Consider the following 16,340-nt stretch of genomic DNA (forward strand, 5'->3'; position numbering starts at 1 on the left):
GCTAACTTACCTTATTTAGGCAGCTAAGATAGGTTTAAATACATATCTAATCCATATACACAAACACACACGATTTATGGATTTTATTATAAATATTTAAGATTTTTGCGGGTAAATCAATCTATATTGAGTAATCTAATATTTTCCCAACAAAACCCATAAACTTGTACCGATTTTATTTACTAAGAATTACTATTGAAACAAACAATTGAAAATCGGCGTGTGTCACATGGCAACTAAAAAAGAATTTAACAGCTTTGAAGAGATGCTGTCTGCTTCTGATGTACCTGTATTAGTAGATTTTTACGCTGACTGGTGTGGCCCATGCCAAATGATGGTGCCAATTTTAGAGCAAGTCAATCTCCAACTTAAGGATCGCCTACGGATTGTCAAAATTGATACAGAAAAATACACAGATTTGGCTACTGAGTACAAAATTGCCTCTCTCCCAACTTTAGTATTGTTTAAGCAAGGTCAACCTGTGGACAGGATAGAGGGAGTGATGCAAGCACCGCAGTTGGTGCAATATCTACAAACAAAGATTTAAGCTAAATACTTAGAATTTGGGTTTTGCTTCTTAGAGGCGCGAAATATCGCGTCTCTTTTAGTAAATAGTGGTTGAACTTCTAGAAGATAAAATCTTAAGTAAATATTAAGCATATTTACTTATACGTCTAGAGAAAGTAGTTTAAAAATAGAGATGGCTATATTGTATAGATATAACAAAATATCTTGACAAGAAAAGCAATATATGAGTACTAAGCAGGAAAGACCTGACAAAGCCTATATTTGGGTAAATATTGATTTTGATAAGGTTAAATACAGAATAAATGCGGTAACTTGCCAGATTGAGCGGGTTATACAAAAGCACCAACTCTCAAATCAAACTGGTAACTCAGGTAAAAGAAACAATTAGGTTATGTGTGAGGCGATATCTATGATGGGCTACGCACTTTATTTTGAGCGTAGCGAACCTAAGCATCTCACCAGTTTTGCATAAAAGATTTTGGGCAAAAAGACAATATTATTATTCGATAATCGTCCACCAAATTTCTACTTATTTATTAGTGATTATCTTATCCTCGACACTCCTTTTCAGGAGTGTTACTTTTGGGAGGATATTTGCGCTATTTGGAGCTATCGTTAAAAGGTAAAAGTAGTCCGAAGTACGCCTACAGTCGTAGTCTCATTGTTGCTGTTACCTTCTGGGTTAAAGAGAACAAACGCACCAGGTGTAATGCTGATATTATCGCTAACTTGAAGGCGATAATAGGCTTCTAAATGGTAAGGAGTCGCCCGATTCTCGCCTGTGGGGGTAAGTTGAGCAGCACCACCAGTATCACTACGGAAAAGCGGCTGACCAAAAAGAATCCCAGCAGTATTCCCTGACTTGAATAAATCTCTGAAGTGAATTCCCGCCATCCAACTTGTAAAGGTAGTGGAAGCATTCACGCTATTTGAAGCAGCATCAACAAATAGTGCTGCACCGTAGCCAGATAAGGCTATCTTGGGAGACAATCGCCATGTTACCGTACCGCCAACAGAGTTGAGTGTGACCGGTGTCCCTGCTGCAACCCCTGCTAAAGCACCGATATCATCACTAATTAATCCTGTACCCAAAATATTGATTTCGTGATAACTGTGGGCATAGTTTAAACCAATATCAAAAGCGGGACTTGGCTTGAAGGTTAACTGTGTGGCAATAACACCACTACCACTAAATAAACCTCCTCCCAAAGGTGTTGTAGAAACTCCTGGTAGTGCCTCACTAGCAGCTTTTTGGGGTAAATTGGCATTTACGCTGCCGTATAAAGCTCGTAAATCCAAATTCGGGGAAATATTATAAATAAAGCCCGCCGCAGATGCTAAACCAGTACCTGAAGTCCCACCAGAAACCCGTAGCACAGGATTTAAGCCGGCGAAACGAGATATTGACTCTTGTCCTTCACCATAAAAAGGCGTAATTGCTGGGAAAGCATCTGATGTTTCCGCCGCAGTTCCCGCAAACAAGGTTAATTTATTAGCGACGGGAAAAATATACAGCAATTTGTAAAGCTGAATGCTGTTTGCGCCAACGCTCGACAAAGTATTGACATTTAACCCCGGAAATTGCGGCTCAAAACTGGTACGAGCGCTACTAGAACTTAAAAGCGGCGAAGCTAATCCTAAACTTTGTTGCAGGCTACCCTGTCCATCGGCTCCACCCAAAAAGTTATAGGCTTGCAATCCAGTAATTAATGAATCTTTACCAGTAAAGCTAGTAGTGAGATTTAACCGCACTCTATTGACTAGGATGATATTCGGGTCACTGTCATTAGGAGCGCCACCACTAGCACCAATACCAGCAATAATTGCCTCTCCATTAAGTTTAGTAGTCGTAGAAAACTGATTTGCTTCTAATTCTGCTGTGCGAACTTCTACAGCATCTACTCGACCACGCAATGTTGACAATTCTGCCGCAAATTGTTCTTGTAGTTTCTGCAACGCGACTAAATCTTCTTTCTTGACCAAATCACCAGTTGCAGTCGCAATCAGTTCGTTGATTCGGTCTAAACAAGCATTTAAGCCAGCAGCAAATTCATAGCGAGTCATCGCCCGATTACCGCGATAGGTTTGATTCGGATAACCTGCGATACAACCATAGCGCTCAACTAAAGATTGGAGTGCCTGAAAAGCCCAATCAGTCGGCTGTACATCAGACAATTGGGATACGGATGTTACTTGTGCAAGTTTGTCTGATGGTGGAGATGAGCTTGCAGATTGTGCTGTGATTAGCTGCCCAAACTTAACAGTAGAATCTACTCCTAAATCTTGATTTTTTTGCTGCTGATTGACTGAGGGAAAATTTTTTTGACTATCATTAGCTATCAGCAATTGACTGGAAATATTGTTTGCTAAATTGCTTTGATAAGAATCATTTTTTTGATAGCTGCTATCATCTTGATTAACAGCTACGTTTTTATCTGCAATTTCTAAACTAGGAAGGGCTTGCACAGGTGACAACCCGGCAATTAAACACAAAAAGCCCATCCCACTAGCAGAAGCTAGTAGATATTTTGCCATCATAACTCCTAACACCGATAAAATAGGGAAAAATTAATTGCGATTTTAAAATTGATTGATAAGTAAATCTAAAGTAGTTTTAGCAAGATAATCTTGTCAACTTTAAATTTTTGATATCAGGATTTTTTCTGAATTGGCTTACCAGAACATCAGCTTATATCGCAAGTATTAAATAATAGTAAATACTATTTTTGGAAAGAATTAACAAAAGATTATATTGATAGTTTTTATAGTTACTATAGTAAATAATAAATGGTTTTTGAACAGAAAGCTCCGTAGGATGCCTGATTCATAAGCTTTCCAAATTTTCTCTGTTCAAATCTAAAATCGGATTGCTATATTGACAAAATAATAATTAAATAAGTAGATCGGTGAAATTAAAGCTAACTGGCTAAGGCTGTCATTTGTCCTTTGTCATTGTTCATTAGTAAGGCTTTTAAGCATATTTATGTTTTGTAATATACTTAGTTTTTTTAACGTCAACTTACTTGATTCTGATTTTGTGATCAAGAATATAAGTATTGAGCCAAGGATTTGATATCGTTAACGAATGTAATACATATTTGTATTTAAAAGTATTATTTAAGCTCAAACCTTCAATCTGCCGTTGCAGCTTTTAGTTGTAACACTTTCGCCAACAGTATCAGGATTTCGGCTCAATACCTACCAAAGAATAATTTATTCAAAAAAATTAAGAGACCGCGATCGCAGTCTTGATTGAAGTACAGGTAAGATCGGGAGGAAAACGGTATAAATAAGTTCTCTTAGGGTTGTTAACCAGTTTCATCCAAGAGAAGCTTTACAGCGATCGCATACAGAAAATTTTTCAATTAGGAGCGCAATATATCACATTTTGGCAAAAGAAACAACACCTTACAGTAAGTACTATTTTTAACAAAACATTTGTAACTACCCTTGCAGTTTATTTACCCACCGCCTGCTATTCTTATAGTTACTTCGGTCTGTCATAGCAGATAGATTATCCTCAATAATGTTTTAATTTATTAGCGCTCATATACCATCCTGGTACTGTGGGTGCTTTTACTTTATGCTTGATAGCAGCAACCAACCTAGTAGTCTGCCAACCTAAAAATGCTGCGTGATGGCTGGGAAAAGGGGAAGGGGTAAGGGGTAAGAGGGATTTGAAACCTTTCCCCCTTCCCGATGCGGGAAGCCACCGTGTATACACAAGTCAGGTTGAGAATCAAATAGAGGGAAAAGAACGGATAATTATTTTTAAAATCCTTGATTTTTCGTTAATTTTATATCAATAAGCTAACACTATTGATAATCAGCTTGATAAACTCAAAACCCTGCCTACTAAGGCTTGCATCTTACTAGACAAGGATTTTAGGACTTGTGTATATACCGTAGGATGCGGGAAGGGGGAAATTTAAGAGAGAGGTTTTCCAAATACCCTAAGCTGACAGTGAAGCTTTAACTTGACCAAAACGGCGATCGCGACTTTGGTAGCTCAACAAAGCCTGATGAAATGATTCTCGATTAAAATCTGGCCAAAGAATATCGCTGAAATACATCTCTGTATACGCCATTTGCCACAAAAGAAAATTACTCAATCGCATCTCACCACTAGTACGAATCAGCAAATCGGGTTCTGGAGTATCTGCCGTATAGAGGTGTTGTTCTACAAGACCTTCATTCACTTGTTCCGCACTGAGTTGGCCCTGTTCTACGAGTTGAGCTACTTGACGGCAAACTCTGGTAATTTCGTTGCGGCTACCGTAGTTGACCGCAACAGTAAAGTGGATTGCTTGATTGTTCAACGTCTCTGTCATTGAACGCTCCATTTCTGTTTGTAGAGACTTAGGTAAAGCCGATAAATCTCCAATAAATGATATTCGTACACCTTCTTGATGCATCTGAGCCAACTCGCGATGTAATAATCGCTCAAACAAATGCATCAGAAAATCTACTTCTTCAACAGGACGCTGCCAATTTTCTGTTGAGAAAGCGTAGGCTGTCAACGCTTTGATTCCCCAATCTTTGCAGCAACGTAATAGTTCTTTAAGCGTACTTGCTCCTTGGCGATGTCCAGCAATGCGCGGTAATCCTCGACTGCTTGCCCATCTTCCGTTACCATCCATAATGACGGCGATATGTTGGGGTATTTTTTGGGGATTTAAATCGCTGGGTAATTTTGATTTGTCATTTGTCATTTGTCCTTTGTCCTTTGTTTTTACTAATAAGTAGTCTCAAATAAATCTTGCAGATACTCTGATGTGAGGGTGTTGTTCCAACTCCACAGACGACGCATTGTATAGGTGAAGGTGAAGAGGAGAGTTGCTTTGTTAGTCAATGACCAAGTATTCCAGTTGAGGGTCGCCATCATGCGGCGGAGGGTACGCATGAGGTTGTTGCGCTGATAATTTTGCGATCGCGTTTTAATCAGTGTTCGTCCAATTCGTGTCAACCCAGTATCAGGGAAAGTCCAGACTCCAAACCCCCAGAATTTGGTCATGTGGTTGATTTCATCTTGTGCTAGTTCCTCTAAAACATCCTGGAGTGCGCCAGTGGTGTGAGCCATCAACCAAATATAGAGACACGTTGCACCGTATTCTGTGGCAATGCGGTGTAAGCCGTGGCGATATAAGTCTTCGTGAGCGTCATCTGTGGGGAGATAGCTTCTAACAGTACGAAATTTTGGGGTAATTTTCTCGCCTGTTAATTGGGTGTAAACTTTGATTAATGCTGGTGTGTGCTGACGTTCTTCCTTTTCCCACAAACCAAGTTCCAGCAGTTCGCCATTTTCACCGACAGTTCCACCAACAAACCGAGCCATTTGAGGATGCAATTTTTCTAAATACTGCCGACTTGTTTGGGTATAGCCGCGAATTGGTGCTTCTGTATCCATCGCACCTATCAATATAGATAAAAATACCTCTGCGTCTAAGCCGATAATTTGATTGCGGTTAATTGTTTGCCAGTCGATGAGTTTCCAGGGACGCGGTTGGGGATTGGCAAATTGTATCGGTAAATCTTGCAGACGCTCATGTAGTTTTTCGACTGCAATATATTTGTCTATGAGTAAACGAATGCGGCGCTGTGTTTGCAAATAATGAGGACTGGGATAGCTTTGACCTGCTAAGTCTTCTGTGATTGGGCTGAGGGTATTAAGCATATTTTTATACTTAAAAATTTATCTCTATGCCCAATAGCCTAAGCGATCGCACTTCGTTTTGTCAGTCGGCTGAAGTCGGCAGTTTGATGTGATAGGGTTGCAAAAGTCGGAGAAAAAGTCTTTAGTCTAGTTGTAGTCACCTGCAATCAAGGTATTTTCAAACCAGGATTAACTGACTGACTCTTAATCAGCAACGCTAGATATACTGTCCCAGTAATGGTTCTAAGTTTTTTACGTCAGACTGTCTGATTGAAATCACACTAGGAGCCTAGCCAGAGCGATCGCTCTGGCTAGGCTGAAACAGGATGTAGCGTTACCAGGGCCCCCAGATAGCAAAGGTTATTCCTGGACTCTGCATATTGACAAACATCGTCTGACCATCGGGGGAGAAGCAGACCCCGGCGAACTCTGATGTGTTGAGGGCATTTTTAGCAAACTTATAAAGACTGCCACTGGGAGTAATGCCCAGAATGTAATCCGTTCCATCCCCATCTTCACAGAGAAAGATGTCCCGGTTGGGGAAAACCACAATATTGTCTGGATTGTCTAGCACACCAGAATTGTTGGGTTCAATATATAGCTCAACAGTATTATTAGTGGGCGAATAACGCCAAATCTGCCCATCTCCAGAACTACCACCGCTCTTACAGGTGAAGTAGACATAACCACTGCCATAAAAGATGCCTTCCCCACCTGAAAACCTGGCGGCACCGCTGTTATACCCTGCTGTTCTGACAGTATCAGATGTGGGATCAGGATTGCTAATCTGTACCCAGTTCACCGCCCTAGGCGTATTTTTTGGGAAACCCGTAGCTGTGTTGATTCCAGACGACCCCGTAATCCTTAAAGCGTATAGCGTGCCGCCAGCACTCAGGTTGTTGCTTTGGTTGGGAATGAAGCGGTAGAAAAGCCCATCACTCCGGTCTTCTGTCATATAGATATACCCTGTGTTGGGGTCTACAGCAGCAGCCTCGTGATTAAAACGCCCCATAGCGGTTAGTGGGACGGGGGTGACAAAAGTATTTGCACTACTGGGAACTTCAAACACATAACCATGCTTCTTGCCATTATTGCTTTCAAAAGTTTCCTCGCAGGTTAACCATGACCCTGAAGGCGTAGGGCCACCAGCACAGTTGCGAATAGTTCCAGCTAGGACACCCCGATGTTCTACCAGGTTGCGGGAAGAATTAACAACCAATTTAGTACAACCGCCCCTCCCATTTGTGTTGTACTTGCTGCCATTGGGAGCGCCCACACCATTGCCAGAAGTACCGAGTTCATGATTGCGAATTAGAATCGTATTGCCATTAGACCCGGCAAAAGCACCCATACCATCGTGACCACCCGGTACTAAGTAACCATCATTCATCGTTTGGCCTGTTTCTGATAGTCTGCGGTAAGTGAATCCTGATGGCAAATCTAATACTCCGTTGGGGTCGGTCACTAAATTGCCGTAGGGGCCCGCAGCGATCGCAGGTTTAGCATAGAATGCTTGCAAAGGAGATAGAAGGACGGCACCTGTAGCAGATGCTCCTGCAAGGGTAAAAAACTCACGTCTCGATAAATTCAATGTATACTCCCTGATGTTTTGGATGAGGCTTAATTTGTTGTAAATAGCTAGCCTCAATTATCTAGGAAGAGTAAGTTTTTCAAATTAATAAGAGGTTAAAAAAAGATTATTCAAGGCATTGAAGTAATACAAATTTCTAAACTTATCTCCTTAATGTTTTTTCTTCGGCAAGTGATTATTCGTATGTAATAAGTGATGTTCCGGTTCATCGTTACAATTATGTAAAATTAATACAAAAATGACAAAGCTACAAATTGGCTCTCCATCAGAAACAATAATAGACGCTCAGAAATACTGGAACGCCACTGGTATTTTTCTAGAAATAGGAGCAAGTTATAAGTTTGAAGTACAAGGAGAACAGTTTTGGTATGATGCCAAGATTAGAAGTGATGCAGATGGGTATACAAAACCGTGGCTACGTTGGGCTGAGATGTTCCGCAGAAAACCAAACGAAAACTGGTTTTCCCTAATTGGGAATATTGGCCAGTCTGGTGAACAAGAGTTCTTAATTGGGAAGAAATTGGAGAAATATAAAGCTTCTTCAAATGGGGAGTTGTTTTGTTATGCCAATGATGTTCCAATAATGTATTTTAACAATCGTGGAACATTAATTTTGACTATTACAAGATTGAGGTAATTGAAGAAGAATTCAGAAGTCAGAATTTAGGAGTGGAGCCGGAGACGCTGCGCTATCTGCTAGTCGTATAGAACTCATTCTGTTAGCGGATAGCTAAGGTTTAGCCCATTTTGACCAGTTTTAATTAAAGATTAAAAATTGAAAGAAATAATAATTTTTAATTAATTAATTCTGGGTACAAGCCCCCACTAAATCAAAGATTTTAGTGGTCTACAAGACGCTCCTACGTCGCTACCGCTACGCTATCAGTAGCGGGTTCAAGCCCCTACTGATAGCGCGAGCGTCTTGCAATTTTTAATTTTACATTTTTAATTTTTAATTGGTTTGACTCCTGACTCCTGAATTCTGTTTGATAAAAGTAGGGAAAAAAGTCGGGTTTACAGAATCTTATCCGAAAACTCTAGCAATATAACTGTAGAGTAATTTATAGTTGTCCCTAAAATCTGAACTCCCCTCTTCGTTACGCAATGGACGCTGAAGCAGCATTAGCATGGTTAGACGCTACAATTCCCCCTCAGACTGGGGAACGGTTGAGCGATTTGCAAAAAGTGATTCTTGTGCAAGTTTGGTTGGGTAGAAAATACTTAGATATCGCTCATTCTTACGGTTGTACGGAAGGACACGCCAAGGATGTTGGTTCTCAGTTATGGAAGCTGCTTTCTAAAGTATTGCGAGAAAAGATTACCAAAAGTAATTGTCGTGCTACTTTGGAGCGAGTTCTGAGAAAAACTACTGCGATATCATCTAGTCTGATTGATTACTCGCGATCGCCACATCCCACCCCAAAATTAGAGGATACCAATTTTATTGGACGGACAGAAGCGATCGCTCACCTAAATACTTTGGTAAATCAAGGATCGAAAGTGATTGTTATCCAAGGTGAGGGAGGCTTAGGCAAAACCACTCTAGCGCAGCAATATCTCCATCAAGAATTTGACTTGGTTTTGGAACTGCTGATGGCAAAGGAAACGCAGAATATCACCCCCGCCGAACGAGTAGTAGAAGAATGGCTCAAACAAGACTTTGATCAAGAACCTGGGGTAGAATTTGGGGTTACATTGGGACGACTCAAGCGCCAACTCCACAATCGGCGGATTGGAGTGTTAATTGACAATCTCGAACCTGCATTAGATCAACAAGGTGGATTGATTGCTTCTCACCGCAACTATGTAGAACTATTGCGGGTGTTGGCTGATGCAAGGGTGCAATCTGTTACCTTGATTACTAGCCGCGATCGCCTTTGTGAACCTGGGTTGAATGTGAATCACTATCGGCTTCCTGGTTTGGATCAAAGTGCATGGCAAAAGTTTTTTAGCAACCGTGGGTTAACTATCAACTCGCCAACCTTGCAAATCATGCATCGCACTTATGGCGGTAATGCTAAAGCAATGGGAATTCTCTGTGGTTCGATTCAGGAGGATTTTGGCGGTGACATGGTTCTTTATTGGCAAGAAAATCATGCCGATCCGTTAGCCGCAACCGACTTAAAAAATTTAGCGGTTAGTCAAATAAATCGTTTGCAAATCCTCGACCCCCAAGCATATCGCTTACTTTGCCGTTTGGGATGTTATCGTTACCAAGATATACCTACTATCCCATCACAAGGGTTGTTTTGCTTATTGTGGGATGTCCCACCCGATCAACATCGCCAAATCATCGCCTCATTGAGAAATCGGTCTTTGGTGGAGTGCGATAAAGGCGAATACTGGCTGCATCCGGTGATTCGTGCTGAAGCGATCGCACGTTTACGCCCCAGCAATGAATGGGAAATTGCCAATCACAAAGCCGCAGAATTTTGGACAGCTAGTATTAAACAAATTGAAACCTTTAAAGATGCTTTGCAAGCTTTGGAAGCATATTATCATTATATAGAAATTCATGAGTTTGAGTTAGCAGGTAAGGTAATTTTAAAAAGCAGAAATAATCAATGGCAGCAATTTTTGCCTCTTGGTAGTACGTTGTATCGGATGGGTTTAATTCAACCGATACTGGCGGCAATTAATCAAGTTGTTAACAATCTGGAAAATAACCAAAACCTCAGCGAACTCTATAATATACTGGGCGATCTATATTGGATAACAGGTAAAATTAGTCAAGCGATCGCTTGTCAAGAAAAGACTATTACTCTAGCAACCCAAGCACTAAAATCACTTATACCTCAGCCAGAAAATAAACATCCAGTTTACTATCTGAGGATGCTAGAGGTAGATTCTTTATTAAGTATTGGTCTTTACAAAATAGATTTGTGGGAACTAGAGGCAGCCGCAAATTTATTTCAACAAGTAATTTACCTATCCCAAAATACTGAGCATCATCGCTGGGCAGAGAAAGCATCAGTTTGTTTAGCTTTGGTGTATTCTTATTTAGGTTTGCGTGATGCCTCCTTTGCATTAGCAGATGTAGTTTATCAGAATATTACGAACGAAAAACTGGTAGAACAGACTGGTAGATTTGTCTATTTCATGCAAATTTTGGGTCAAACATACGTCAATTTAGGAGAGTTTGATCAAGCAAATGAAATATTAAACCAAGCTTTAACTTTTGCTGAAGAAAGCCATTATATGCAGGTGAAAGCAAAGACACTCAATGGTTTAGCAGAAGTAAATCGACAACAAACAGATTTTGAATTAGCCCTGGCTCATCATAGAGAAGCAATCGAACTGTTGGATAAAATAGGTGCTAAGTGCGATCTAGCTGAAGCTTATTATCAATTAGGTTTGACTTATCAAAAGATGGCAAAGGCTGATGAAAGTAAATTTAATTTTAATCAAGGAATTCAGCTATTTACTGAAATAAAAGCTCCGAAGCAAGTTGAAAAAATTTCAACTTCACAATCTGGTTTATTTATCTGCGCTAACAGGCATTGTAACAGTGATAAAATATAAAATATGGGTTGCTTATAGCTTCTGAATGAGGCAATAGGCAATAGGGAAGAAGGCTTTTGAGTTGTATTTTTCAAAAATTAAATATGAGTCCTATAGTAAATTAATAATCAGGCTCATGAAGATTTCCTAGCTGCAAGCCCAAACAAAGACAAATTCATGCTTGTGTGATTTGCACTGAAGCATGTGTCCAGTACCCATATCTCCAAACGAATAAGGGATATTATCCTTAGAAGCCAGTTGAAAAACCTGACGCATAGGTTTCTGACAAATGGGGCAACCAGGACATTCCATTCCCTGTACCCATTCTGGATAACCCCCTAGTTTATCTCCTTCTACAGGTGTAATGCGATCGCAAAAATCATCCAGATCCTCAAAACCCTATCGCTCAATCACTTCATCTTCTAGCGTTTCATTTCCCAATTTATCCCAACCATAAACCAAGGCTACAAGGTCTTCCAACTGGGGATAATCTTCCACTTCTTGCCAAGCAATAATAGTTTTAGCAGAAAAATGAGATCAATAGAATTTAGAGACGCAATTAATCGCGTCTGTACAAGAGTTAGGAGTTAGTATTTGATGGCTTCTGATTCATAACTCATAACTCAATATGCGTCCATACACCGCTATCTTAATCGTACCAACAGGCATTGGGGCTACCATTGGGGGTTATGCAGGTGATGCTTTGCCTGTTGCCAAAGTTATAGCACAGGTTTGCGATCGCCTAATTACTCACCCCAATGTCCTGAATGGCGCAAGTTTATACTGGAATCTTCCAAATACTTTCTATGTTGAAGGTTACGGGCTTGACAAATTCGCCTCTAGATGCTGGGGTCTGCGTCCAGTCCGCAACAATAAAGTAGGTTTGCTTTTAGACCAAGCTATTGAGCCAGAGTTGCGGCTACGACATATACAAGCAGCCGATGCAGTCAGAGCAACTCTGGGATTGACTCTAACAGATTATGTAATTACAGATGAACCATTAAATGTAGAATTACGGACTACAGCATCGGGAGCTAGTTGGGGAACAATTGGCAACCCAGATAGTTTATTACGAGCAGCCGAGATATTAATAAAAAAAGCGGGTGCAGAAGCGATCGCAGTTGTTGCCCGTTTCCCCGATGATATGGACTCAGAAGCAGTACAAAAATACCGCCAGGGTGAAGGCGTTGATCCCCTAGCGGGTGCAGAAGCCGTAATTAGCCATTTGCTAGTGCGAACCTTTCAAATTCCTTGCGCCCATTCTCCCGCACTTTTGAGCGAACCCCCACAACCAGATTTATCTCCCCGTTCCGCCGCCGAAGAATTGGGCTATACCTTTTTGCCCTGCGTCCTTGTAGGATTAAGTCGTGCCCCACAATTTATAATAGATAAAGGAGCGATTGCATCAGAGAAAGGAGATATTTGGGCAGATGAAGTCGATGCTGCGATCGCACCTGCAAATGCTTGTGGTAGCAGTGCCTTACTGAGTTTAAGCCAAAGACGATGCCAAATAATTACAGTAGAAGAAAATAAAACTCTAATCAAAGTTCCTCCCCAACCGTTGGGGATCAAAGTTATACAGGTAAACTCATATTTAGAAGCAGTAGGCGTATTAGTAGCACACAAAGCAGGCATTAACCCCTCCGCTCTCCGTCCCAAACTATCACCTTTGCAGCCAGTAATTAAAAGTTAGGAGTTAGGAGAGACGCGATTAATCGCGTCTGTACAAGAGTTAGAGTTCTATCTTCCCCCTGCCCGCTTCCCCCTGCCCCTTCCCCTAAAAACCTGTGATTGAACAACAAAAACAAGAGCCAGAAATTCCATATCTGACACGCATCCAAGTACTTGGGGCGATGGGAGCGACTGCAATCATTTTGTTGATAGTCGCCAAACTGTCGTTGCACTTTGGTAACTTTTCCCTCTTTTCCTGGAAGTGGGACGAGAAAGATTTGCTTTTGGGTGTAGGATTGGGATTCGTCATCACCGCCTTAAGTGGCATAGCTTATCGCGTTTGGACTCCCTATCGTAAAAGTGCAGATTATTATCTAGAAGTGGTACTGAAGCCCTTAGCGTTACCAGACTTAATTTGGCTCGGTTTACTACCGGGGTTGAGTGAAGAATTGTTATTTCGGGGTGTAATGCTGTCAGCTTTAGGATTAGATCATCTGGCTGTCATTGTATCTAGTTTTTGCTTTGGCATCTTGCATTTTAGTGGTTCTCAACAATGGCCTTATGTGATTTGGGCAACAATTGTCGGGATGATATTGGCATATAGCGCCTTGCTTACGGGCAACCTATTAGTGCCGATTGTCGCTCACATGATTACCAATTGGATTTCTAGCTATTTCTGGAAAATGTGGCAATTGCGGCAATTAAAAAATAAATTTTGAGCTTGTAGGAATTAGTGCGTAGGCGTAGCCCCAATACTTTTTGGTTAAGGGGGAAAGGGGAAAGGGAAAAGCAGCACTCACACATTAGATAGAGTTTCTACTTTCTGCTCTCCTACCTCCTGCCCCCTGCTCCGAATGGCAAGCTTGTTAATCGCAAAGCCCTGATATAACTTGCTTTTTGAGTCTGGGGAGGTGGGGGGTAAGACTTCTTCCCCGTCCTCCCACACCTCCCACACCTCCCACACCCTACCCTGACGAGGTTTCAGCTTTTCTTAGTGCCATTCTCCCCTGCTCCCTGCCCCCTTCAATCTGCGTTCACAAATTCCAAATATCCGTTGCTGAGTTCTTTCACCGCCAAATCATAAAATTGCTTTCCGTGTTCTGGTGTTGCTAAACCAGGATTTGATCCCATGCGTCCATCTGGATAACGCACTCGAAAGTCAGCTGCGCTATAAATCCTGTGTCCGCTTGCAACTTCTGGTGAAAGGGGTGCTTGCTTAATCGCCTCTGGATAAACGTATTGGGTGAGGGCTACTTCACTTGGTGTTGCATGAGAACCTTCTTGATCCCCATATAACTCTTTAGCTAGCTTATATACAGAACCGCACATAAACCAGTTTGCCACTTGACACTGCACTTGTTGAGCATTGGCAATCTGCAAATCTTCTAAATGGGCATAAGTTTCGGAGAACGCCGCTTTAAGGGTGGCAATATTACCACCGTGTCCGTTGAGAAAGTAGAACTTGCTAAAACCAGCTTTGGCTAAACAAGTTACATAATCTCGAACTACTTGAATTAAAGTGCTAGGACGCAGACTGATTGTGCCAGGAAAAGCAGTATGATGCAGTGCCATGCCCACATTGATTGTGGGGCCAACGATCGCGCCAGTTGCATCACCCACACCAGCTGCGATCGCTTCTGCACAAATGGCATCAGTACCAATTAACCCCGTTGGCCCATGTTGTTCTGTGGAACCAATAGGGAAAATAATCCCCTTCGACTGCTGTAAATAAGCTTCGACTTCTTGCCAAGTACTCAAATGCAGTAACATTTTTAATGATTTTCCTCAATAAAATTGTGGTAAGACTAAATCTTTCTCTGCTGAATAGCATCTCAATACTTTTCGGGTTTTGGGGAAAAGGGGAAAGGGAAAGGGTTTGAATTTCCCTTTCCCCATTGCTCTTTAACCTTTCCCCAGACCAAAAGAGAGATTATTGGGTTTATCCGAAAAGTATTGATTAAACTCCCACTAACTTGATTATGAACTCCCAAGATTCCCAGTAGTGGCGATCGCTATGATAAATTTCAAGAACAAGATCCCCGACTTCGCTAAAATTGTCGGGGATCAATGAATTTCATATTTTTAGATATCTGCCATCAACTTTCTGCCAAATATAGAGAAAATGAGGCTATCTATTTTTATGAGAAGAATTCAGAATTCAGGAGTCAGAATTCAGCATGAATTCTGTACGAGTGTGTGATAGCGCAGCGTAAAGCCTGCGGCATAGCTTCGCTTAGAGCGAGTCTGCGAGCATCTGAATATTGGTTAAAACCTCGCCCCTGGTGGGCGAAACTAAAATAAATATTTTTCGTAATCAAAACTCTATCCCCTTGTGAGTAGAGTATTCAGAATTCAGAATTCTGACTCCTGTTTTATAAATATTTTTTAGGGGATGGAGTCGCAACGAGTTTTGACAGATATGGATATAAGCAATTTACCAAATATGCTACTTTATCCTACGATCTTCGTTGCGAACCCCACCTATAAGAAAAATCTAAATTTATGAGATGTTGTGAGATGTTGGTTTTGTGGATCATCAAGAAAAGAACGGGGATCAATCTTAAGTCTTGATTAATCAAAGTAATAATGTTTTTTCACGTCGCTTGTAATTTCCCAGGTGCAGGACATTCCAGCCGGAAAAATCACCAAATCGCCTTTACCCATTTGCACTGGTTGTCTACCATCAGGAGTAACAACCACATCGCCTTCCAAAAAGTAGCAAGTTTCTTGAGAATCATAAGTCCAAGGGAATTTTGAGACTTCCTTGCTCCAAATATCCCATTTATAGACACCCAATTCATTGAGGCGTTCTTGTATGGGCTGATGCTCAATTTGAATTTCCATGTTGCGTTTTTCTAGTTATGTTCAGCAGTAGGATTGAATATCCTCTCCACACTGATCTACTAAATAACACAAAGCACGAAAACGCAAGTAGACAAGTTCGTTATAAAGTGGATTGAGTTTGCACATTGGCGGAATGTGTCCTATTTTGCGGCCAAAAAGCTTGATATCACGCTCGAATGGACACTGAGCAGGAATCAGTTTAGCAATAAATTTCGCTAATTTCTGATTCTGAATCTCAATTTCATCCAGCCATTGACGTAATGGTTGCAATAAATCTAATTTAGGTTTAGCTAATTCCTTTTTGCTATCTGCTTGATTATTTTGTCCTAAAGGTTGAATAAACGCAGACAAAAAAATACGCTGATTCTTTATTTTAAGCATAGTAGTAGGCAAGGTTTTCCTTGTGTAGATGAACTATTTGCCGAATTGGAATATTACCATCTAATCTGTCAAGCCAATTTGCATTATGCTTGGAAATTATGCAGAAAAATAAGCACAATACAAAGAATTTACATGCATCCTTGGAGGGAAATTGTCTAACTAATTGTTATT

At 41.0% G+C, this 16,340-nt stretch carries 12 protein-coding genes; 5 read left to right on the top strand and 7 right to left on the bottom strand.

All coding sequences use genetic code 11. The features are described from left to right. The first annotated feature begins 229 nt into the window (after positions 1–229). A complete protein-coding gene (gene trxA, locus ACFFRD_RS19800; protein ID WP_190933044.1) occupies positions 230–547 on the top strand; it encodes a thioredoxin in 318 nt (105 codons plus the stop codon). Positions 548–1,143: 596 nt separating this feature from the next. On the opposite strand, the gene ACFFRD_RS19805 is transcribed toward trxA, so the two are convergent. The 4 genes from ACFFRD_RS19805 to ACFFRD_RS19820 form a co-directional block, all read right to left on the bottom strand. Further along, positions 1,144–3,063: an iron uptake porin gene (locus tag ACFFRD_RS19805; RefSeq protein ID WP_392483113.1), complete on the bottom strand. Its 1,920-nt coding sequence runs from the start codon at positions 3,061–3,063 to the stop codon at positions 1,144–1,146. Positions 3,064–4,481: 1,418 nt separating this feature from the next. Further along, on the bottom strand, positions 4,482–5,240 hold the full coding sequence (locus tag ACFFRD_RS19810) for an isoprenyl transferase (RefSeq protein WP_392482863.1): 759 nt from the start codon (positions 5,238–5,240) through the stop codon (positions 4,482–4,484). A 23-nt stretch (positions 5,241–5,263) separates the two neighbouring features. After that, on the bottom strand, positions 5,264–6,202 hold the full coding sequence (locus tag ACFFRD_RS19815; protein WP_392482864.1) for a ferritin-like domain-containing protein: 939 nt from the start codon (positions 6,200–6,202) through the stop codon (positions 5,264–5,266). Positions 6,203–6,515: 313 nt separating this feature from the next. After that, positions 6,516–7,772 (bottom strand): alkaline phosphatase PhoX, encoded by a 1,257-nt coding sequence (locus tag ACFFRD_RS19820; protein ID WP_392482865.1) that lies wholly within the window; start codon positions 7,770–7,772, stop codon positions 6,516–6,518. Between the two features lie 238 nt (positions 7,773–8,010). Between ACFFRD_RS19820 and ACFFRD_RS19825 the strand changes: the two genes are divergently transcribed. The 4 genes from ACFFRD_RS19825 (at position 8,011) to ACFFRD_RS19840 (ending at position 13,663) form a co-directional block, all read left to right on the top strand. Next, on the top strand, positions 8,011–8,409 hold the full coding sequence (locus ACFFRD_RS19825; protein ID WP_392482866.1) for a hypothetical protein: 399 nt from the start codon (positions 8,011–8,013) through the stop codon (positions 8,407–8,409). Positions 8,410–8,876: 467 nt separating this feature from the next. Continuing rightward, the gene (locus tag ACFFRD_RS19830; RefSeq protein ID WP_392482867.1) at positions 8,877–11,294 is read left to right on the top strand and encodes a tetratricopeptide repeat protein; all 2,418 of its coding nucleotides are present in this window, start codon (positions 8,877–8,879) and stop codon (positions 11,292–11,294) included. Between the two features lie 607 nt (positions 11,295–11,901). After that, on the top strand, positions 11,902–12,966 hold the full coding sequence (locus tag ACFFRD_RS19835) for a DUF3326 domain-containing protein (protein WP_392482868.1): 1,065 nt from the start codon (positions 11,902–11,904) through the stop codon (positions 12,964–12,966). A 94-nt stretch (positions 12,967–13,060) separates the two neighbouring features. After that, positions 13,061–13,663: a CPBP family intramembrane glutamic endopeptidase gene (locus tag ACFFRD_RS19840; protein ID WP_114082700.1), complete on the top strand. Its 603-nt coding sequence runs from the start codon at positions 13,061–13,063 to the stop codon at positions 13,661–13,663. Positions 13,664–13,967: 304 nt separating this feature from the next. Here the strand turns inward: ACFFRD_RS19840 and ACFFRD_RS19845 are convergent, their stop codons facing one another. From ACFFRD_RS19845 to ACFFRD_RS19855, 3 genes are all read right to left on the bottom strand, one after another. Then, positions 13,968–14,714, bottom strand: coding sequence for a creatininase family protein (locus ACFFRD_RS19845; protein ID WP_392482869.1), 747 nt, complete (start codon positions 14,712–14,714; stop codon positions 13,968–13,970). Positions 14,715–15,515: 801 nt separating this feature from the next. Next, positions 15,516–15,788, bottom strand: a complete 273-nt coding sequence (locus ACFFRD_RS19850; RefSeq protein WP_392482870.1) for a cupin domain-containing protein — start codon at positions 15,786–15,788, stop codon at positions 15,516–15,518. Positions 15,789–15,809: 21 nt separating this feature from the next. After that, positions 15,810–16,169: a Mo-dependent nitrogenase C-terminal domain-containing protein gene (locus ACFFRD_RS19855; RefSeq protein ID WP_163930009.1), complete on the bottom strand. Its 360-nt coding sequence runs from the start codon at positions 16,167–16,169 to the stop codon at positions 15,810–15,812. Between the last annotated feature and the right edge of the window lie 171 nt (positions 16,170–16,340).

Origin of the sequence: Nostoc sp. C110, from assembly GCF_043099725.1 — a bacterium.
Classification (GTDB): Bacteria; Cyanobacteriota; Cyanobacteriia; order Cyanobacteriales; family Nostocaceae; genus Nostoc; species Nostoc muscorum_A.

Bases quoted from the DNA above. Each gene is read 5' to 3' on its own strand.
- trxA (WP_190933044.1), top strand. From the start codon at position 230: ATGGCAACTAAAAAAGAATTTAACAGCTTTGAAGAGATGCTGTCTGCT.
- ACFFRD_RS19845 (WP_392482869.1), bottom strand. From the start codon at position 14,714: ATGTTACTGCATTTGAGTACTTGGCAAGAAGTCGAAGCTTATTTACAG.
- ACFFRD_RS19835 (WP_392482868.1), top strand. From the start codon at position 11,902: ATGCGTCCATACACCGCTATCTTAATCGTACCAACAGGCATTGGGGCT.
- ACFFRD_RS19825 (WP_392482866.1), top strand. From the start codon at position 8,011: ATGACAAAGCTACAAATTGGCTCTCCATCAGAAACAATAATAGACGCT.
- ACFFRD_RS19850 (WP_392482870.1), bottom strand. From the start codon at position 15,788: ATGGAAATTCAAATTGAGCATCAGCCCATACAAGAACGCCTCAATGAA.
- ACFFRD_RS19815 (WP_392482864.1), bottom strand. From the start codon at position 6,202: ATGCTTAATACCCTCAGCCCAATCACAGAAGACTTAGCAGGTCAAAGC.
- ACFFRD_RS19805 (WP_392483113.1), bottom strand. From the start codon at position 3,063: ATGGCAAAATATCTACTAGCTTCTGCTAGTGGGATGGGCTTTTTGTGT.
- ACFFRD_RS19830 (WP_392482867.1), top strand. From the start codon at position 8,877: ATGGACGCTGAAGCAGCATTAGCATGGTTAGACGCTACAATTCCCCCT.
- ACFFRD_RS19855 (WP_163930009.1), bottom strand. From the start codon at position 16,169: ATGCTTAAAATAAAGAATCAGCGTATTTTTTTGTCTGCGTTTATTCAA.
- ACFFRD_RS19810 (WP_392482863.1), bottom strand. From the start codon at position 5,240: ATGACAAATGACAAATCAAAATTACCCAGCGATTTAAATCCCCAAAAA.